The sequence below is a fragment of the Nonomuraea rosea genome (assembly GCF_039539705.1).
Lineage (GTDB): Bacteria > Actinomycetota > Actinomycetes > Streptosporangiales > Streptosporangiaceae > Nonomuraea > Nonomuraea rosea.
Genome location: NZ_BAABDQ010000011.1, coordinates 97089 through 115115, shown reverse-complemented (window position 1 = coordinate 115115; position 18027 = coordinate 97089). Strand labels below are relative to the sequence as shown.

Sequence of the window (18027 nt, the reverse complement as noted above, 5' to 3'; positions counted from 1 at the left end):
CACCATCCGTGATAATAATACCGGTATAGTTATCGCCTAGGAGGAGCTGTGATCGAACTCAAGTCGGCCGGTGAGATCGGCGCGATGCGGGCCGCGGGCAGGGTCGTGGCTGCGGTGCACGCGGCGGTGCGGGAGCGGGCCGCGGCCGGGGTGACGCTGAAACAGCTGGACGAGGTGGCCAGGACGGTCATCGAGGAGGCCGGCGCGGGGGCGTCGTTCCTCGGCTACCACCCGTCGTTCGGCGCGACGCCGTATCCGGGGGTGATCTGCACGAGCGTGAACGGGGTCATGCTGCACGGCCTGCCGAGCCCGTACCGGCTGCGGGACGGCGACCTGATCAGCGTGGACTGCGGCGCGATCATCGACGGGTGGCACGCCGACGGCACGGTCAGCTTCGCGGTCGGGCAGGCCCGCGAGGAGGACCTCAAGCTGATCAGGGTCGCTGAGGAGACGCTCGCCGCGGGCATCCAGGCGGCGCTGCCCGGCGGCAGGATGGGCGACATCGGCCACGCCATGTCCACGGTCGGGCGCGGCGCGGGCTACGGCATGCAGAACGACTTCGGCGGCCACGGCATCGGCCGGGAGATGCACGAGGCGCCGTTCGTGCCCAACGAGGCCACCAGGGGCCGCGGGCTGCGGCTGCGGCCGGGGCTCGTGATCGCGATCGAGCCGAGCCTGATGGCCGGCGGCGGCGACGGTTACTACATGGCGGACGACGGCTGGTCGGTGTGCTCGGGCGACGGCAGCAGGAGCGTGCACGTCGAGCACACCGTCGCCATCACGACGGACGGCCCGGTCGTCCTCACCTTGCCGTAGGCGGGCGCATCCCGAACAGGAACCTGGTGATCCGGGTCCGCCGTACCAGCACGTCGTAGACGGCCACGGTCAGCACGAGCGAGAGTGCCACGATGACCAGGTACTCGACCAGGATCGGCGCCCGCCAGCCGACCACGAAGTAGGCCACGGTCACGACGATCGGCTGGTGCAGGATGTAGAGCGGGAGCACGGCGGGGGCGAGATAGGCGTACACCCGCCGGGGCGGCCGCTCCTCGACCTGGGCCGACGGGGAGCGCGGGCGGTCGAGGAAGCCGAGAATCGCGACCACCCAGCACCATCCGGCCAGCCCGTACAGGGTCCGGACCCCGACCGCGAGCGGGGTCAGGTCGGTGAAGGCGTTCGCGTCCGGCATGTCGCCGGCGACGATGAATCCGGGCACCCCTGCGCCCATCAGCACGACGCCCGCCACGGCGGCGATCACCCGGTCACGCCGCATCGCCGCGCGGAACCCCCGGTCGGTGACGAACACGAACCCGTACAGGAAGAACACGAGGTACGCCCAGCGGCTCCAGCCGCCGAACGCCTCCTCCAGCCCCACCAGCGCGCAGATCACCGCGATGGGCAGGCCGAGCAGCAGCAGGACGCCGCGCGGCCGTGAAATGCCCGCCAGCCGGTCACGGACGCGGTCGAGGGGGAGCCAGCGCGCCAGCGCCGCGAGCACCAGCGAGAACGTCAGCAGCAGCACCACGAACCACAGGTGGCCGGTCTCGAAGTAGCGGCCGCTCAGGATGAACGGGAAGTCGCTCAGGTCCAGCCGCACGGAGTAGAACTTCGGCAGGAACTCCAGGTAGGACTCATGATAGGCCGGATCCGCGCGCAGCCGCAGCCACTGAGGCACCGGCATCATCGTCGCGGTGGCGAACACCAGAGGCACGCCCAGCCGCAGTAATCGCTCCACGCTGAACCCGCCGGGCCCCCGGCGGCGCAACGAATGCCACGACCCCAGCCCGGCGATGAGGAACAGCAGCGGCATCGCCCAGATCACGCAGAGCGCCGCGATGATGAACGTGATGTCGGTGGTCTCGGCGTTCTTGACGTAGAAGTCGTCGCGCGAGTCGAACACCAGCGACGCATGGAAGAACACCAGCCCGACCACCACGAGGGCGCGCATCGCGTCGAGCTCCGGGCGGCGGTCCTGGGCCGTGCGCTCGACGGGGTCCGAATGTGTGGTCATGATCAGCCCCTCCGTGACAGGCACCAGTCTGAGGCCAGGAAAGCGCTTGCGCCATGGTTGTGCGGAGGCAATGAAAGCCAAGAGCGTCGATCAACCGCGCACACCTATTCGTCAAGTAGGGCGATCTTCCGCACCTCTTTGTCAAGACCCCGGGTTTAGCCTGGTCAAGAGCAAAATTGTGGGAGTTTGTCGAACTTGAGGGCCGGGCAGATCTTCTCCCGATAGCTACGGAGAGTAGTCGAGAGGTATCAGAGGAGAAACGATATGTACAGATCGGGACTCATCCTGGCGGGGCTCGTCGGCGGGATGGTCATGTTCGGTGGTTCCGCGCTCGCTGCGTCGCCGGCCTACACCGGCATCCTGCCCGGCCCCAACCACGGTCACGACGACGGTGAGAAGTGGGACTTCGGCGAGTGGAACAACTTCGGCGAGGACAACGACATCCTCGACCTCGACCTCCTGAACGAGCTCCTTAGCTCGGTCCTGAGCGGCTGACACAAACCTACGAAGGGGCCCGCCGACCCGGCGGGCCCCTTCGCTGTGTGTATGACGCTCAGCTGTGTGCCGATCAGCTGTGTGCCGGTCAGCCCTCGTACGCGGCCTCATAGGCGAACGAGGCGTCGAAGGAGTTGCGGGCGATCCGGTCGAGCTGCTCGTCCGTCATCCCCAGCTCCCGCCGCAAGGCCACGTAGTTGTCCTCGACATAGCCCCCGAAGTAGGCGGGATCGTCGGAGTTCACGGTCACGACCAGGCCCTCGTCCAGCATCGCGGGCAGGATGTGGTCCCGCAGGGACGGCACCGCGCGCAGCCGGACGTTCGACAGCGGGCACACGGTCAGCGGGATCCGCTCCGCGCGCAGCCGGGCCACGAGCTGCGGATCCTCCATCGCCCTGATGCCGTGGTCCACCCGCTCCACCCGCAGGATGTCCAGCGCCTCCCACACGTAGTCGGGGCCGCCCTCCTCGCCCGCGTGCGCCACCCTGCGCAGCCCTTCGGCGGCGGCGATGTCGAAGACCCGCCTGAACAGCGACGGCGGATAGCCGACCTCCGCCGAGTCGAGCCCCACCCCGATGAACCGCTCCCGGTACGGCAGCGCCGCCCGCAGCACCTGCTCGGCCTCCTCCGGGCCCCGGTCGCGAAGGAAGCACAGGATGAGCGCGGCCGACACGCCGCCGTCCTTCAGCGCCGCGGACAGCCCGCCGAACACCGCGTCCAGCGGTACGCCCCTGCTTAGATGGGCCTGCGGGTCGAAGAAGATCTCCGCGTGCCGCACCCCCTGCGCGGCCGCCCGCCGCAGGTAGGCGGTGGCGAGGTCGTAGAAGTCCTCCTCGGTGCGCAGCACCGCCATGTTCTCGTAGTAGACGTCGAGGAACGACTGCAGGTTCGTGAAGGAGTAGCGGGCGCGGATGGCCTCCACGTCGTACGTCGGCAGATCGATCCGGTTACGCCTGGCCAGCTCGACGACGAGCTCCGGCTCAAGAGTGCCTTCGATGTGCAGGTGGAGTTCCGCTTTGGGGCGCATGGCAATGAGTAAACCCGACCAAGAGTGCCGGAGGTATCGTGCGAACCTCTGAACTCTCACCCCTTGACCTGGCATAACATCAGATTTCATGAGGCTGGCGGATCTGCTCGCACGCGACGACCTGCGCCTGACGCTTGTGACGGGTCACGGGGTGCTCGATCGCGAGATCCGCCGCGCGTACCCGACGGACCTGCCCGATCCCAAGCGCTACCTGCAGTCCGGCGATCTCGTGCTCACCAGCGGCGTCTGGTACACCGAGCCGTCCGACTGCGAGCGCTTCGCCGACGCGCTGTGGGCCAGCGACGCGGCCGGTCTGGTCGTGGGGCTGATCGTGCTCGGAGAGCTGCCGGCCGAGCTGGTCAAGGCGTGCGAGCACAGGCGGCTGCCGCTCGTCCTGGCCGCTCCCGACCAGTCGTTCGGCGCGATCACCGAGGTCGTGACCGTGGAGGGGTTCGCCGCCGAGCAGCGCAGGGGCGAGCGGGGCAGGGCGCAGACGCTGCTGGACGTGCTGGGCCAGATCCCGCCCGGCGAGGTGTCGGCGCACCTGCGGCTGCTCGGGGCCGATCCTGGGCTGCCGACCGCCGCCATCGCGGTCACCCTGACCGGCGGGCAGATCGCGTACGACCTGCCGGAGGTGCTGCACGAGGGCCTGGCGAGGAAGGGCCGGCACCTGATCGTCGGCGGCACGCCACGGGAGGCGGTCGCCCTGGTCAACGGCAGGGCGTCGCGCAAGAGCCTGGCCGACGAGCTGCGCGGCCTGGTCGCCGGGCGGCCGGGCCTGAGCATCGCGGCCGGGATCAGCGAGATGACGGCCAGCGTGTCACAGCTCGGCGAGGCGATGGAGACGGCCAGGCGCGGCATGGAGTCGGCCAGGCACGGGCAGGGGCCGGTCTCGATCATGTCGGTGGCCGACATCGACAGCTTCGACCTGCTGCTGGCCACGCTGCCGTCGAGCGTGCGCAGGTCGTTCCGCGATCACCTGCTCGGGCCCGTGGCGGACTACGACGCGCGGCACGGCTCGGAGCTGCTGCGCACGCTCGACGTCTTCCTGGAGACGTGCGGCTCCTGGCAGCGCACGGCCGACGAGCTGTACGTGCACGTCAACACGTTGCGCTATCGGATGCAGCGGATCGAGGAGCTGACCGGGCGGCGGATGTCGTCGATGCGCGACCGTACGGACCTGTACCTGGCGCTGCGCTCAGGGCAGGTCGCCCGCGACGACCTGGCCCCGTGAGACCACGGCCACGATGTTCTCCGTGGCCAGGTCCTCGATGCGCTCCCATGGACGCCCGCGCAGCACGACGAGGTCGGCGCCCAGCCCGGGGGCGATCCGGCCCACCGGCACGCCGATCGAGTCGGCCGCGTCCGAGGTGGCCGCGCGCAGCGCCGCCTCCGCGTCCATGCCGAGGATCCTCGTCATGTGCACGACCTCGGCGAGCTGGTCGCCGAACTGCACGTGGTGGCCGTTCGCGTCGGTGCCGAGCACGAACCGCACGCCCAGCGCGGCGGCCTGGGCCAGCAGCACGTTGCGGGTGGCGACCAGCTCGGCGGCCTTGGCCCTGGCCTCGTCCGTGACGGGGACGCGGCCGTCGGCGATGGCCTCGTTGATCAGCAGCGTCGGCGCCACCGGGGTGTGGCGGGCGGCCAGGGTCTCGGCCAGGTCGGTGCTCATGAGCGTGCCGTGCTCGATCGAGTCGACGCCCTCCTCGACGGCCACGCGGATGCCCTCTTCCGAGTGGGCGTGCGAGGCCACCAGCATGCCGAGCGCGTGCGCCTCGTCCACGACGGCCCTGATCTCGTCGCGGGTGTAGTTGCGCCAGCCGTTCTTGTCGCCGATCGACAGGACGCCGCCGCTGGTGGTGAGCTTGATGCCGTCCATGTCGGCGCGGGCCCAGGTGCGTACGAGCTTGCGGCACTCGTCGGGACCGTCGGCCGTCGGCTTCCTGAGCGGGGAGGCGGGCGGCACGAACAGGTCATTGTGCCCGGCCGTCATCCCCACCACGCCGTGCACCTGGATGCGCGGCCCCGGCAGCACGCCGGCGTCGAACGCCCGGCGCAGCGCGATCTGGGCCTCGTCGCCCGCCAGGTCGCGCAGCGTCGTCACGCCGTGGCGCATGGCCCGCTGGGCGTGCGCGACGCCGTGCAGCACCTGCTCGTCCCGCGTGGTGGTCAGCGGCCAGGTCGCGAAGTCGGGCGGCGTGCCGTGGCCGGCGTAGCCGACCAGGTGCACGTGCGTGTCCACCAGGCCGGGGATGACGCACAGGCCGTCATGGCGCGGCGCGGCCGGGCTCACGCCGGTGATCCGGTCGGGCTCCCAGCTCAGATCGACCGGGCCGCGGAATTCGGTACCGTCCCAAAGCGGGATTCCGTCGAGTCTCATTTCAGGGACGACGCTACCCGAGCCCCAGGGCGGCTGGAGGGATCTACGGTCCTCACCCGGCCCTCTCGTAGGGACCTACAGGGGTGGCCAGGGGTTTTCCGGGGTTGCCGGTCAGAGACCGCGAACGGGGCTCAGCGTCCGAAAGCACCGTCACACGATGGTAATAATCGATAGATACCTTCCTGACCTGCATGTTCATCGCCGCTCAAGGAGAATTATGGCTACCCTCGACCGCCGCGCGTTCATGCGGACATCAGGTCTGGCCGGTCTGGCGCTCGGTCTGGCCGCCTGCGGCGACAGCGGCACGACGACGTCGGGGTCATCGGGCACCTCGTCGAGCGGCTTCGGGTCGGTCAAGCTGCAGCTCTCCTGGAAGAAGAACGTCGAGTTCGCCGGCGAGTACTTCGCCGACAGCAAGGGCTACTTCAAGGCCGCCGGGTTCTCGCAGGTCGAGCTGCTGTCGGGCGGCGGCTCCGGGACCTCGGTCGAGTCCGGCCTGGCCACCGGCCGCTGCTGGGCGGGCCTGTCGGCGCCCACCATCACCGCGCCCGCCATCCTGCAGGGCGCGCCGCTGAAGATCGTCGGCGCCACCTTCCAGAAGAACCCGTTCGCCATCATCTCCCTGAGCAAGAACCCGATCGAGGACGCCAAGGACCTGGTCGGCAAGAAGATCGGCGTCCAGGACTCCAACGAGCTGGTCTGGAACGCGCTGCTCAAGGCCAACGGCCTCGACGCCGCCCAGGTGACCCGGGTGCCGTTCCAGTCCGACCCGTCGATGCTCACCTCAGGGCAGCTCGACGGCTACGTCGGCTTCGTCACCAGCGGGCCCGTACGCCTGAAGATGCAGGGCCACGACGCCACCTACCTGCTCCTCGCCGACGCCGGCCTGCCGCTGGTCGCCGAGACGTTCACGGTGACGCAGGACACCATCGACAAGGAGCGCGACAAGCTCAAGGCGTTCCTGACCGCCGAGATCAAGGGCTGGAAGGACGCCGTCGCCGATCCGGCCAAGGCCGCCGAGCTGGCCGCCACCGTCTACGGCAAGGACCAGAACCTCGACGTCAAGGAGCAGACCGAGGAGGCCAAGATGCAGAACGAGCTCGTCGTCACCCCCGACGCCAAGGCCAACGGCCTGTTCACGATGACGCCCGAGCTGATCGAGCAGAACATCGCCTCGCTGGCCAAGGCCGGCCTGGCCATCAAGGCCGAGCAGCTCTTCGACATGACGATCCTGGACGAGGTCTACAAGGCCGACCCGAGCCTCAAGCTCTCATGACCGGCATCAGCATCACGGGGCTGAGCAAGACGTTCGGCAAGGGCCTGACCGCCGTCGAGGGTGTGGACCTCCAGACGCCGAAGGGCTCCTTCCTGTCCCTGCTCGGCCCCTCGGGCTGCGGCAAGTCCACGGTGCTGCGCATTCTCGCCGGTCTTGAGGCGCCCACCAGCGGCGAGATCCGGGTGAACGGCGAGACGCCCGAGGAGCTGCGCAGGAGCCACCACCTCGGGATCGCCTTCCAGGACTCGGCGCTGCTGGCCTGGCGCAGCGTCGCGGCCAACATCCGGCTGCCGCTGGAGGTCGCCGGGATCAAGCCGGACCCGCGGGTGATCGACGACCTGATCAAGCTGGTCGGCCTCGAAGGCTTCGAGAAGGCCAGGCCGTCCGAGCTGTCCGGCGGCATGCGCCAGCGGGTGTCCATCGCCCGCGCGCTGGTGGTCAAGCCCAGCGTGCTGCTGCTCGACGAGCCGTTCGGCGCCCTGGACGACATGACCCGCCAGCGGCTCAACCTGGAGCTGCTGCGCATCTGGACGGAGAAGCCCGCCACGACGCTGATGGTCACCCACGGCATCGGCGAGGCGATCTTCCTGTCCGACGTGGTCGCCGTCATGAGCCCGCGCCCCGGGCGGGTGGTCGAGATGGTGGAGATCGGCCTGCCGCGCCCGCGCACGCCGGACATGATGCGCACCCCCGAGTTCCACGCGATCCACGACCACCTCAGCGACCTGCTGTTCGGGCACGGCTCATGAGACGTGTCCAGGGGCTGATCGGCGTCGTCGCCCTGATCGGGCTCTGGTGGCTGCTCGCCGTGACCGTGTTCGCCGACGGCGGCGCGGTGCCGACCCCTTGGACGGTGCTGGAGTCCATGGGCCACGACGGCTGGGCCTTCTACGGCCCGAATGCCGCCGTCACCCTGTCGGCCGCGGTCCAGGGCTTCCTCTGGGGCAACGGGCTGGCCATCGGCGTGGCCCTGCTGGTGCTGCTCGTGCCCCGGCTGGAGGCCGTCGCCACCCAGCTCGCCGTGATCAGTTACTGCGTCCCGCTGCTCGCCATCGGCCCCATCGTGCTGGTCGTGCTCGGCGGCGACGCCACCGTGGTGTTCCTCGCCGCCATCTCCGTCTTCTTCACCACGCTCATCGGCGCGCTGCTCGGGCTGCGCTCGGCCGACCGGGCCAGCCTCGACCTCATCACCGTGTACGGCGGCGGCCGCCTGGCCAGGCTCCGGTACGTACAGGTGATCTCGGCCCTGCCCAGCACCTTCGCCGGGCTGAAGATCTCCGCTCCTTCCGCGCTGCTCGGCGCGATCATCGGCGAGTACCTGGGCAGCAACGACCAGGGGCTCGGCGTCTCGCTGATGATCTCCCAGCAGCAGTTCCAGGTGCCGCGCACCTGGGGGCTCGCGCTCGTGGCCGGCCTGATCGCCGGTCTCGGGTACGCGATCGTGGCGCTCGTCGCCCGCCTGGTCACCCCGTGGTCGAGAGGGGAATCGCTGTGATCGGCCGCACCGTGCTGAGGATCGTCGGGCCGCTCGTCCCCTCCGTGGTCATCGTCGTGGCCGCGTGGTGGCTGCTGCTGGAGGCGTTCGGGATCAGCCCGCTCGTGGGCAAGCGCCCGCCGCAGGTCTGGGACTACCTGACCGCCTCGGCGGAGCACCGCGAGGCCGTGTTCGGCGCGCTGGGCATCACGATCAGGGACGCGGCCATCGGGTTCACCACCGGGATGATCGCGGCGATGGCGGTGGCCGTCACGTTCGTGCTGTTCAGGACCGTCGAGCAGACGTTCATGCCGGTCGCGATGCTGCTGCGGTCGGTGCCGCTCGTGGTCATGACGCCGCTGATCACGCTGATCTTCGGCAGGGACCTGATGGGCGTGGCCGTCATCGGCGGCATCGTGGTGTTCTTCCCCGCGCTGGTGAACATCGCCTTCGGGCTGAGATCGGCCTCACCGCAGGCGACGGACCTGATCATGGCGTACGGCGGCAGCCGCCTGACCGTCCTGCGCAAGGTCGCGGTGCCGACGGCGATGCCCTCGGTCTTCGCCTCGGCCAGGATCTCCGTGCCCGCCTCGATCATCGGCGCGCTCATCGCCGAGTGGCTGGCCACGGGGCAGGGGATCGGCGCCGAGATCCTGCGGGCGATCGGCGGGTTCCGCTACGACGAGGTGTGGGCGGACATCGTGGTGGTCACGGCCGTGTCCATCCTGGCGTACGCGGTGGTCGGCGTGGTCGAGTCGCTCGTGCTGGCCCGCTTCTCGGACGAGCCCCGGCGCTCTTGAGCTGAAGGAAGTGCGGGCCCGGCCGCGGTCCTGTGTGCGGGGGAGGCGCGGCCGGGCCCGCCCGGAGGGGAGCGTATGGGCGTGCGGTGGGATACCGGCTAGGGGTGTGGCCGGTGAAGCCCGACGCTCCCTGGCTCTGGGGGGATCGTGCTCTGGGTTCGTGCTCTAGTGGGCGGCGAAGTCCTGGGTCCAGGTGGGCCCCTTGGCGGCATGTCCGACGCCGATGTGGGTGAACGAGCAGTTCATGATGTTCGCGCGGTGACCTGGGCTGTTCAGCCAGGCCTTGACCACGGAGGCGGCGGTGGGCTGGCCCTTGGCGATGTTCTCGCCGGCCAGGCGGAAGGAGAACCCGGCCGCCTTGATGCGCTTGTCGAACGTGCGCCCGTCACGCGAGTTGTGGTCGAAGTAGTTGTTGGCCGCCATGTCCGCCGAGTGGCGCTCGGCGGCGAGGTGCAGCTTGGCGTCGTGGACGAGGGGACGGCAGCCCTTCTTCGCCCTGGCCTCGTTGGTGAGCTTGACGACGGCCGTCTCGGCCGCGGAGGAGAAGCCCCCGTTCGAGGCCGGCCGGCCGCACGACAGCTTGACCGAGCGTGACGTGTTCGTCCTGCCCTGCGAGTCGAGCGCGACCACGTAGTAGCGGCGGGCGGTGGCGGTGCAGCGCACGCCGGCGGTGATCCGGCCGTTGCCGACGATCTTCGAGCCGCTCTTGACGACGCGGTCGGGGCCGGAGACGGCGACCGTGATGCGTACCCGGAGGCGGGCCTGGTCGGCGCAGCCCGCCCGCGAGACCGTGCCGCGCACCATGCCCTTGGAGACGAACGGCTTGACCGCGACCACGCGGCACGCGAGCTGGCTGGTCGTCTGCTGCTGGCTCGCGGCCTGGGCGGCGGGGGCGGGGAGGCTCAATGCCGCCAGACTCCCGAGGCAGGCCAGCGCCTGGAGCGGTCTGCGCATCTTGTCCTCCGGTTGGTGCTCGACACTGCGTCGAACCCGCATTCTGGTCCCCTTGGGTGGGCTATGTACGGAAATTCTCCCCGTAACCTGGAGCTCCAAGTGGCCGAATCGTAATGGGGTCCGCCGCGATTCGCGTAAACCATAGCGGCCCCCTGCGCGTCAGGGGGCCGCCGGGGTCTCAGTGAGCCGTCAGCACTGGACGGGCTTGAGCCACGAGCACTCGAGGTCGCCCGCCGCACCTTCGTCCGTGGCGCGGAGCTGGACCGATCCGGAGGTCGCGGTCACGCGGGAGAACTGCGCGAGCCGGACCGCGATCTTGTCCTCGATGTCCTTCGGCGAGGCCGACAGGTACTGGTTCAGCATGATCGAGAAGATCAGCGGCTCGCCCTCGGCGCTCGTGACGTAGCCGGACAGCGCGGTGACGCCGGTCAGTGAACCGGTCTTGGCGTGCACGTTGTTCGCGGCGGGCGTGTTCCGCATCCGGCTGCGCAGGGTGCCGCCCACGAAGCGCTCGGCGTTGCCCGCGATGGGCAGGGACTCGTACCAGGTGGTGAACCACGGCTTGCCGCGTACGGCGGACAGGAGCTGCACGATCGAGCTCGGCGAGAAGCCGTCACGGCGCGAGAGGCCGGAGCCGTCGCGCATGTTGATCAGCTGCACCCCGTTGGCCTTGGCGAAGTCGGTGCTGACCTTGAGCCCGGCCGACCAGGTGCCCTGGTTCGCGGCCTTGCGGCCCATGGCCTTGGTGAGGATCTCGGCGTGGATGTTGTTGCTCAGCTTCATGAACGGCACCAGCAGCTCGCCCAGCGTCATCGACTCGTGCTTGGCCAGCTCCTTCGCGCCGGACGGCGCCGCACCCGCGACGCTCGGCCCGAGCACCTTGACGCCGTGCTTGGCCAGCGACTTGCGGAACAACGCCGACACGTACGCCGTGGGATCGTCCACGGCCACCCACTCCTGGTACGGATCCGCCACCGTGCCGGTGATCACGACCGTGCGCGTGCCGTGCTGCCGCTCGATGAGCACGTCGGTCTCGGCGCCCGCGGTGGCCTTGTTGACGATCTTCAGGTAGTCGGTCTCCGGCGTGGTGGACACCTTGACCTTGTCGCCGTCGGCCGCCACCGAGACGATCACCGAGCCGGCGTCGTAGTCACGGTCGGGCGAGGCGGTCAGTGCCGAGATCGGCGCCGCGTAGTAGGCGCTCTCGTCGTCCCACGACCAGTCGTTGCCGAGCCGCTGCCCGTCGAACCAGGTGTCGTCGGCCACCAGCTTGCCCGTGACGACCTTGATGCCGGCGGCGGCGACCTCGGCGGCCAGCGCGTCGTAGTCCTCGGCCAGCATGGTCGGGTCGCCGGTGCCGCGCAGCACCAGGTCGCCGGTCAGCACCGAGCCGACCTTGCGGCCGCCGTTCAGCACGGTGGTCGGGAAGCGGTAGCCGAGCCCGAGCGTCTCCACGGCCGCGGCGGAGGTGAACAGCTTGGTGTTGGACGCCGGGGTCAGGAGCTTGCCGGCGTCGGTGGCGTACAGCTCCTCGCCGGTCGTGGCGCTCTTGACCACGACGCCCGCCCTGGCGATCGTGAGCCGCGAGTCGCTGAGAATCTGGTTGATGTCCTGGGTCAGGTCGGCCACGCCCGCGGAGGGATCGAGCGCGATGGCCGGTGAGGAAGGGCTGGACGCCCACGCGAGGGCCGCGACGAGCGCGCCCGCGACGAGGGAGGCTGAGGTGCGCCGCATGGGGTCTCCAAAGACTGGGGGATCGCATGAGAGCATGAATCAGCGCAGTCAGCCTGTAATCCGCAAATATCCGTATTTATGGGGGTCTGGGGCCGTCCTCAGAGGGACGGCCGGTGCGGTCCTTACAGGGACGGCTGGCCCGAGGACAGCAGGAAGCCGCAGTCGCCGAAGGAGATCTCGTCACCCGACCGGACCTTGGCCGGGCCCACCAGCCGCCAGCCGTTGAGCCTGGTGCCGTTGAGCGAGCCCAGATCCACCAGCAGCCAGCCCTCGTCACCCTCGCGCCGCAACTCGGCGTGCACCCGGGAGACCGTCAGGTCGGACAGCACGAGATCGCACGCCGACCCCCTGCCCACCACGTAACGCAGCCGCTCGTCGTCCGGCAGGGCCAGCCGGGGCAGCCTGGGCTTCCGCCACGCCGACCGCACCCTGATGGTGAACTCCGACGCCGACGCGACGGCGTCGGTCAGCCGCTGCCTGAACGTCTGCCGCTGCGGCAGGTCGGCGACGAGTTCGTCCAGCTCATGACGGCTGCGGGCGCGTAGCGCCTGGTCGACCCGGCCGACGAACGTGTCGTGGGAGATCCGTCCCTCTACGGCGCGATCTCTGAGCTCTCCGATCGCACGGTCACGTTCCCCATCGGAGGCGCGAAAGGGCGGATGCGTGGAGCTCATGTAGCGAGTATCGGCCTGAACCTCGGTCCGTGTCCAGAATACGCGGATCAGTTGCGATAAGCATACTCAGTATGCATACTCAGTATCTATGTCGATTAGACACGGACTGCTCGCCCTGCTGAACGGCGGACCGCGGTACGGATACCAGTTGCGGGTGGAGTTCGAGGCGTCCACAGGGGCGACCTGGCCGCTCAACATCGGCCAGGTCTACACGACGCTCTCCCGGCTCGAACGCGACGGCCTGGTCGCCCCCGGCGGCGCCGACGACCAGGGCAGAGCCGTCTACACGATCACCGAGGCCGGTCGCGAAGAGCTGCGGCGATGGTTCAGCACCCCCGTCGCGCAGAACGACCGGCCTCGGGACGAGCTGGCCATCAAGATCGCGATGGCCGTGGCCGGCGCGGACGTCGACGTGGCCGCGGTCATCCAGACCCAGCGCGAGGCCACCATGCGCGCGCTGCAGGAGCTCACCCGCGCCAAGCGGGCCGCGGCCGACGGGCTCGCCCAGCGGCTCGTCATCGACTCGTCCATCTTCAAGGCCGAGGCGGAGCAGCGCTGGCTCGATCACTGCGAGGCCGTGTCCCAGGACACCTCCAAGGAGAAGAAGGCATGACTGTGGTGAGGTTGCGAGAGGTCACCCGCGAGCACGGCCAGGTGCACGCGCTGAGGGGCGTCAGCCTGGAGGTCTCGGCGGGGGAGCTGGTGGCGGTCATGGGCCCGTCGGGCTCGGGCAAGTCCACGCTGCTCAACCTGGCCGGCGGCCTCGACAGGCCCACGTCCGGCAGCGTGACGATCGAGGGCGAGGACCTCGCACGGGTGAAGGACCTGGCCGGGCTCAGGCGCAACAGCGTCGGCTACGTCTTCCAGGATCTGAACCTGATCCCGTCGCTGACGGCGGCCGAGAACGTGATGCTGCCCAGGGAGCTGGACGGCGTCAGGACCGGCCGGGCCAGGTCGGAGGCGCTGGCCGTACTCGCCGAGGTGGGGGCGGAGGCCGTCGCGGACCGCTTCCCCGAGGAGCTGTCGGGCGGGCAGCGCCAGCGCGTGGCCATCGCCAGGGCGCTGGTCGGGGACCGACGGTTAGTGCTGGCGGACGAGCCGACCGGAGCGCTCGACACCGCCACGGGCGACGAGATCCTGCAATTGCTGCGTGCCCGCTGCGACGCGGGCGCGGCGGTGCTGCTGGTCACCCACGAGCCCCGGTACGCGGCCTGGGCCGACCGGGTGGTCTACCTGCGTGACGGCCTGATCGTGGAGTCGAACGCGGTGCGGCTGGAGAGCTCCCGATGAGCGCGTTCCGCGCCGCGCTGCGGCTCTCCCGCAGGGACGCCTGGCGCGCGAAGGGGCGCAGCGCGCTGGTCATGGTGCTGATCGGCCTGCCCGTCCTGGCCATCACGGCGCTGCTCACCGGCTCCGCCATCACGGACCTCACCCCGCAGGAGAGGCTGCCCTCGCTGCTGGGATCCGCCGACGCGCGCCTGACCACGCTCCCGTCCCGTGACCCGGTCGAGCAGGACTACAGCGGCCAGAGCTTCGGCGCGCGCTCAGCCAAGGGCCCGCAGCGTCAGTGGACGGCCGCCGAGCTCGGCACCCTGCTCCAGGGCCGCTTCCTGCGCTGGCAGAACAACGCCGTGGAAGTCCGCGTCACCGACCGGTACGACCGGATCGACGTGCTCGAAGTGGACCTGCGCGACCCGATGGCCCGGGGGATGCGCCCGCTGGTGACCGGCCGGTACGCCGCCGCCCCCGGCGAGGCCGCGGTTACCCAGGCGCTGCTCGACCGCGGCGCGCGGATCGGCGGCACGGTCAAGGTGACGCGCAAGGACCGGCCGGTCCTGGTGGTCGGCGTCATCGAGAACCCGAACCGGCCGGGGCTCCCGGAGCTGGCCGGCTTGCCGGAAGGCGCCCTGTCGCACCAGAACGACGGCGACAGCAGCGGCTGGCTCGCCGAGACCCCCGGCCCCGTCGACCGGGCGGAGATCAAGCGGCTGAACCAGGCCGGACTGGCCGTCAGCTCCCGTTTCGTGATCGAGAGCCCGACGCAGGCCGAGCTCGACGACAACACCTACCGGCCGGACGGGCTGCGCAACCTGGCCATGCTCGGCATCATGGTCGTCCTCATCGTCATGGAGACCGTCCTGCTGGCCGGGCCCGCCTTCGCCGTCGGGCTGCGGCGACGCCGCAGGGAGCTCGCCGTGCTCGCGGCGCAGGGGGCCTCCGGCCGGCAGCTCAGGACCATCGTGCTGGCGGACGGGCTCGTGCTCGGCGGTGCCGCGGCCCTGCTCGGCGTCGCCTTGGGGATCGGCACGGGTGTGCTGATGGAGTGGCTCCTGGCCCGCTCGATGGACTGGACCCACGGCCCCGTGGAGGTGCCGTGGCCGCCGGTGCTCGGCGTGGCCGCGCTGGGCGTGGTCAGCGGCCTGACCGCGGCGATCGTCCCGGCGATCCAGGCCGCCAGGCAGAGCCCCGCCCAGGTGCTCGCCGGACGAGCCGGCGCGGACGCGCGCAAGCGTGCGGGGCGCCCGCTGCTGGGGCTCGTACTGGTGCTGCTCGGGCTCGGGGCGACCTTTTTCGCGCTGCGGCGCGACTCGCTGTACGTCGCCGCGTCCGCCGTGGTGCTCGTGCTCGGGCTGGTGGCGCTGATGCCATGGCTGATCCAGGTCTCGGCGCGGCCGGCCAGGCGGCTGCCGCTGCCCCTGCGCCTGTCCGTCCGCGACGCCTCCCGCCACCGCGTCCGTACGGCCTCCGCCGCCGCGGCCGTCATGGCGGCCACCATGGTGGCGGTCACCATCGGCATCGGCGTCAGCAGCTCGTACGCGCAGCGAGCGGACGAGCGCACCTCGGTGGAGCCGGTGGGGACCATGGCGATCAGCGGCCGGGGCCTCGACGATCAGAAGTGGGCCGGGCTGCGGGCGGAGATCGAACGGCAACTGCCGGGAGCCGCCCTGGTCCCGGGACAGGAGGTGTCGGACGCGCGGGGCAGGAGCCTGCTCCTGCGCCCGGTCGGGCCTCGTCTGGACTGCCGGCGGCGCTGCGCGCCGGAACAGTACACCTTCCTCTTCCTGCCGATCGGCGACGAGCGGCTGCTCGCCTTCCTCCAGGGCCGCCATGACCCGCAGGCCGCCGCGGCGCTGGCGGCGGGCAAGGCCGTGGCGTTCAACGCCGAGGTGGTGCGCGACGGCATGATCGAGCTGGACGCCAGGAACTGGGACGCCGGCGCGACCAAGCCCGCCAAGGTGTTCAAGGTGCCGGCCGTGGTGTCGAGTGGCGCCGAGCCCACCCAGACCGGCGCGCTGATCCCGGCCTCGGCCGTGCGGGCGGCCGGCCTGCAGGTGGCCGAGCGCGTCGTCTACACCAACCGGCCCCCCGGCGACCTTGACCGCCTGGGCCGCGACCTCAGGGCGGTGAGCGGCATCGCCTACCTCCACGCGAACGAAGGCCACGGCGACGGCCTGCTCCAAACGCTCCTGGTGCTGCTCGGCGCGGCGCTGATCGTGGTGCTCGGCGGCACGTTCGCGGCCACCGGGCTGGCCGCGGCCGACATGCGCCAGGACCTCGACACCCTGTCCGCCGTCGGCGGGCCGTCGCGGACGCGCAGGCTGGTGGTCGCGGCCCAGGCCGGTTACATCGCGCTCCTGGGCGCGCTCGTCGGCCTGGCCGGCGGCGCGGTCAGCGGCATCGCGCTGAGCCGGCCGCTGACGCGCAGGTACACCGCGATCGGGCAGGAGATGTTCAGCACTCCCGGGCCCACCACGATCTCCATCCCGTGGCTGTTCCTGGCGGGGGTTGTGCTGGGATTGCCGCTGCTGGCCTCCCTGGTGGCCGGGCTGCTCACCCGGACTCGTCCGGTCCTGGCCCGACGGGTGGCGTGAGGCGGTACTTCAGCGTCATCAGCACCGACGCGAAGATGATCACAGCCGGGACCGCGGTCTGTCCGATGAGGACCGCGGTCACCGCGCTGTCCGGCTGCTGGACCGGCGTGCTCGGCTCCGACTCGATGAAACCGCCCAGCGACAGGATCACGCCGAAGATCAGTGCGCCGAACGAGCTGACCCCGCTCTCGATCGCCGTCCACAGCCCGGTCAGCACGCCGGCCCGCCGCTTGCCCGTCCGTGCCGCGTCCGCCGCGATCACGTCCGCGAGCATCGAGAACAACAGCAGCTGCACCCCCGCGATGCCGACGCCGACCACCAGGATCGTGAGGTGCGCGTAGAGGGGGCCGAACAGCGGGGTGGCGACGGCCGCCGCCGTGCCGCCGCCGAACAGCAGCGCGGCCAGGACCATCGCCCCGCGCTTGCCGAACCGCTTGGAGAGCCGCACCCAAAGCGGCATCGTCAGCAGCATCGGGCCCACCAGTGCCGCGAACAGCGTCTGCGTGGCCGCGGGCGTGCCGATGGTGTAGGCGGCGAAGTACGGCGCCGCGGCCAGCATCATGCTCACGGCGAGCATCTGCGTGCAGGCCAGCGCCGTGATCCAGATGAACGCCGAGTTCCCCTTGATCGCCGCGAACTGCTCGCGCCAGCCGCCGCGGTCGGCCTCGGGGGCGCCGGTCATCGGGGCGCGGGCGGTGCCGAAGAAGGAGCCGAACATCGCGACCAGCAGGATGACCGCGATCGTGGCCGCCATCAGCCGGTAGCTGCCCACCGTGCCGTTCGCGCCCTGGCTGGAGACGATGGCGGGGGCGAGCACGCCGCTGATCGCGGTGGCCGCGCCGATGAAGATCATCCGCCACTGCAGCAGCGAGGTGCGCTCGTGGTAGTCGTGCGTCATCTCGCCGGGCATCGCCTTGTACGGCACCTCGAACAGCGCGTACGCGGTCGCCGTCGCCATGAAGCAGGCCCCCACGTACAGGGCGGCGGGGACCCCCGTCAGCGGCGGCCCCGCGAACACCAGGAAGAACGCGATCGGCAGTGTGCAGGCCCCGGCCAGCAGCCACGGCCGCCGCGGGCCCATGCGCGACCTGGTCCGGTCCGACCAGCGCCCGACCAGCGGGTTGATGATCAGGTCCCATGCCTTGGGCGCGGTCACCACCACCCCGGCCAGCCACGCGGGCACCGCCAGGAAATTGGTCATGTAGTAGAGCAGGAGCAGGCCAGGGACGGCGTTGACCGTGGCCGTGCAGAAGGAGCCGACGCCATAGCCGAGGCGCACACCCCGGGAAACCGTGGGCGCACTCACCACCGGTGCGATCATGCCCTCATT

Annotated in this window: 17 protein-coding genes; 10 read left to right on the top strand and 7 right to left on the bottom strand. The window is 70.6% G+C overall.

The window, feature by feature from the left end:
• Nucleotides 1–48 precede the first annotated feature (48 nt).
• Nucleotides 49–816, top strand: coding sequence for a type I methionyl aminopeptidase (gene map / locus ABEA43_RS25640; RefSeq protein ID WP_345565564.1), 768 nt, complete (start codon nucleotides 49–51; stop codon nucleotides 814–816).
• On the opposite strand, the gene ABEA43_RS25635 is transcribed toward map, so the two are convergent.
• Entirely contained in the window at nucleotides 803–2011 is a 1209-nt protein-coding gene (locus ABEA43_RS25635) for an acyltransferase family protein (protein ID WP_345565562.1), read from the bottom strand. The genes map and ABEA43_RS25635 overlap by 14 nt on opposite strands.
• A 264-nt stretch (nucleotides 2012–2275) precedes the next feature.
• Here ABEA43_RS25635 and ABEA43_RS25630 point away from each other — a divergent pair, with 264 nt between their 5' ends.
• The gene (locus ABEA43_RS25630; RefSeq protein ID WP_345565560.1) at nucleotides 2276–2506 is read left to right on the top strand and encodes a hypothetical protein; all 231 of its coding nucleotides are present in this window, start codon (nucleotides 2276–2278) and stop codon (nucleotides 2504–2506) included.
• 88 nt (nucleotides 2507–2594) lie between these two features.
• Here the strand turns inward: ABEA43_RS25630 and ABEA43_RS25625 are convergent, their stop codons facing one another.
• The gene (locus ABEA43_RS25625; RefSeq protein ID WP_345565558.1) at nucleotides 2595–3533 is read right to left on the bottom strand and encodes an adenosine deaminase; all 939 of its coding nucleotides are present in this window, start codon (nucleotides 3531–3533) and stop codon (nucleotides 2595–2597) included.
• An 88-nt stretch (nucleotides 3534–3621) separates the two neighbouring features.
• Here ABEA43_RS25625 and ABEA43_RS25620 point away from each other — a divergent pair, with 88 nt between their 5' ends.
• Nucleotides 3622–4767 carry a PucR family transcriptional regulator gene (locus ABEA43_RS25620; RefSeq protein ID WP_345565556.1) on the top strand — a complete coding sequence of 382 codons (1146 nt, stop codon included), beginning with the start codon at nucleotides 3622–3624 and terminating at the stop codon, nucleotides 4765–4767.
• On the opposite strand, the gene ABEA43_RS25615 is transcribed toward ABEA43_RS25620, so the two are convergent.
• Nucleotides 4732–5913: an amidohydrolase family protein gene (locus ABEA43_RS25615; RefSeq protein ID WP_345565555.1), complete on the bottom strand. Its 1182-nt coding sequence runs from the start codon at nucleotides 5911–5913 to the stop codon at nucleotides 4732–4734. The genes ABEA43_RS25620 and ABEA43_RS25615 overlap by 36 nt on opposite strands.
• Before the next feature lie 217 nt (nucleotides 5914–6130).
• On the opposite strand from ABEA43_RS25615, the gene ABEA43_RS25610 reads away from it, so the two are divergent.
• Genes ABEA43_RS25610 through ABEA43_RS25595 form a run of 4 tightly spaced genes read left to right on the top strand, consistent with a single transcriptional unit; the run spans nucleotide 6131 to nucleotide 9463 of the window.
• Entirely contained in the window at nucleotides 6131–7189 is a 1059-nt protein-coding gene (locus ABEA43_RS25610; protein ID WP_345565553.1) for an ABC transporter substrate-binding protein, read from the top strand.
• On the top strand, nucleotides 7186–7938 hold the full coding sequence (locus ABEA43_RS25605) for an ABC transporter ATP-binding protein (protein WP_345565552.1): 753 nt from the start codon (nucleotides 7186–7188) through the stop codon (nucleotides 7936–7938). The genes ABEA43_RS25610 and ABEA43_RS25605 overlap by 4 nt, the downstream gene beginning before the upstream one ends.
• Nucleotides 7935–8684 carry an ABC transporter permease gene (locus ABEA43_RS25600; RefSeq protein WP_345565551.1) on the top strand — a complete coding sequence of 250 codons (750 nt, stop codon included), beginning with the start codon at nucleotides 7935–7937 and terminating at the stop codon, nucleotides 8682–8684. The genes ABEA43_RS25605 and ABEA43_RS25600 overlap by 4 nt, the downstream gene beginning before the upstream one ends.
• Nucleotides 8681–9463 carry an ABC transporter permease gene (locus tag ABEA43_RS25595; protein ID WP_345565550.1) on the top strand — a complete coding sequence of 261 codons (783 nt, stop codon included), beginning with the start codon at nucleotides 8681–8683 and terminating at the stop codon, nucleotides 9461–9463. Before ABEA43_RS25600 ends, ABEA43_RS25595 begins: the two co-directional genes overlap by 4 nt.
• A 165-nt stretch (nucleotides 9464–9628) precedes the next feature.
• Here the strand turns inward: ABEA43_RS25595 and ABEA43_RS25590 are convergent, their stop codons facing one another.
• The 3 genes from ABEA43_RS25590 to ABEA43_RS25580 form a co-directional block, all read right to left on the bottom strand.
• Nucleotides 9629–10417, bottom strand: a complete 789-nt coding sequence (locus tag ABEA43_RS25590; RefSeq protein WP_345565549.1) for a CAP domain-containing protein — start codon at nucleotides 10415–10417, stop codon at nucleotides 9629–9631.
• Between the two features lie 189 nt (nucleotides 10418–10606).
• Complete coding sequence (gene dacB / locus ABEA43_RS25585; protein ID WP_345565548.1) at nucleotides 10607–12151, bottom strand: D-alanyl-D-alanine carboxypeptidase/D-alanyl-D-alanine endopeptidase; 1545 nt, start codon at nucleotides 12149–12151, stop codon at nucleotides 10607–10609.
• 122 nt (nucleotides 12152–12273) lie between these two features.
• Nucleotides 12274–12825: an FHA domain-containing protein gene (locus ABEA43_RS25580; RefSeq protein WP_345565547.1), complete on the bottom strand. Its 552-nt coding sequence runs from the start codon at nucleotides 12823–12825 to the stop codon at nucleotides 12274–12276.
• Nucleotides 12826–12913: 88 nt separating this feature from the next.
• Between ABEA43_RS25580 and ABEA43_RS25575 the strand changes: the two genes are divergently transcribed.
• From ABEA43_RS25575 to ABEA43_RS25565, 3 genes are read left to right on the top strand one after another with little or no spacing between them, the layout of a single operon-like run.
• Nucleotides 12914–13438, top strand: a complete 525-nt coding sequence (locus ABEA43_RS25575) for a PadR family transcriptional regulator (protein ID WP_345565546.1) — start codon at nucleotides 12914–12916, stop codon at nucleotides 13436–13438.
• A complete protein-coding gene (locus tag ABEA43_RS25570) occupies nucleotides 13435–14115 on the top strand; it encodes an ABC transporter ATP-binding protein (protein WP_345565545.1) in 681 nt (226 codons plus the stop codon). Before ABEA43_RS25575 ends, ABEA43_RS25570 begins: the two co-directional genes overlap by 4 nt.
• Nucleotides 14112–16697 carry an ABC transporter permease gene (locus ABEA43_RS25565; protein ID WP_345565543.1) on the top strand — a complete coding sequence of 862 codons (2586 nt, stop codon included), beginning with the start codon at nucleotides 14112–14114 and terminating at the stop codon, nucleotides 16695–16697. Before ABEA43_RS25570 ends, ABEA43_RS25565 begins: the two co-directional genes overlap by 4 nt.
• On the opposite strand, the gene ABEA43_RS25560 is transcribed toward ABEA43_RS25565, so the two are convergent.
• The gene (locus tag ABEA43_RS25560; protein ID WP_345565541.1) at nucleotides 16657–18018 is read right to left on the bottom strand and encodes an MFS transporter; all 1362 of its coding nucleotides are present in this window, start codon (nucleotides 18016–18018) and stop codon (nucleotides 16657–16659) included. The genes ABEA43_RS25565 and ABEA43_RS25560 overlap by 41 nt on opposite strands.
• Nucleotides 18019–18027 lie beyond the last annotated feature (9 nt).

Coding starts and splice junctions, on each gene's coding strand:
- ABEA43_RS25625 (WP_345565558.1), bottom strand. CDS start 3,533: ATGCGCCCCAAAGCGGAACTCCACCTGCACATCGAAGGCACTCTTGAG.
- ABEA43_RS25575 (WP_345565546.1), top strand. CDS start 12,914: ATGTCGATTAGACACGGACTGCTCGCCCTGCTGAACGGCGGACCGCGG.
- ABEA43_RS25630 (WP_345565560.1), top strand. CDS start 2,276: ATGTACAGATCGGGACTCATCCTGGCGGGGCTCGTCGGCGGGATGGTC.
- ABEA43_RS25620 (WP_345565556.1), top strand. CDS start 3,622: ATGAGGCTGGCGGATCTGCTCGCACGCGACGACCTGCGCCTGACGCTT.
- ABEA43_RS25560 (WP_345565541.1), bottom strand. CDS start 18,018: ATGATCGCACCGGTGGTGAGTGCGCCCACGGTTTCCCGGGGTGTGCGC.
- ABEA43_RS25605 (WP_345565552.1), top strand. CDS start 7,186: ATGACCGGCATCAGCATCACGGGGCTGAGCAAGACGTTCGGCAAGGGC.
- ABEA43_RS25610 (WP_345565553.1), top strand. CDS start 6,131: ATGGCTACCCTCGACCGCCGCGCGTTCATGCGGACATCAGGTCTGGCC.
- ABEA43_RS25570 (WP_345565545.1), top strand. CDS start 13,435: ATGACTGTGGTGAGGTTGCGAGAGGTCACCCGCGAGCACGGCCAGGTG.
- ABEA43_RS25580 (WP_345565547.1), bottom strand. CDS start 12,825: ATGAGCTCCACGCATCCGCCCTTTCGCGCCTCCGATGGGGAACGTGAC.
- dacB (WP_345565548.1), bottom strand. CDS start 12,151: ATGCGGCGCACCTCAGCCTCCCTCGTCGCGGGCGCGCTCGTCGCGGCC.
- ABEA43_RS25635 (WP_345565562.1), bottom strand. CDS start 2,011: ATGACCACACATTCGGACCCCGTCGAGCGCACGGCCCAGGACCGCCGC.
- ABEA43_RS25590 (WP_345565549.1), bottom strand. CDS start 10,417: ATGCGCAGACCGCTCCAGGCGCTGGCCTGCCTCGGGAGTCTGGCGGCA.
- ABEA43_RS25600 (WP_345565551.1), top strand. CDS start 7,935: ATGAGACGTGTCCAGGGGCTGATCGGCGTCGTCGCCCTGATCGGGCTC.
- ABEA43_RS25565 (WP_345565543.1), top strand. CDS start 14,112: ATGAGCGCGTTCCGCGCCGCGCTGCGGCTCTCCCGCAGGGACGCCTGG.
- ABEA43_RS25615 (WP_345565555.1), bottom strand. CDS start 5,913: ATGAGACTCGACGGAATCCCGCTTTGGGACGGTACCGAATTCCGCGGC.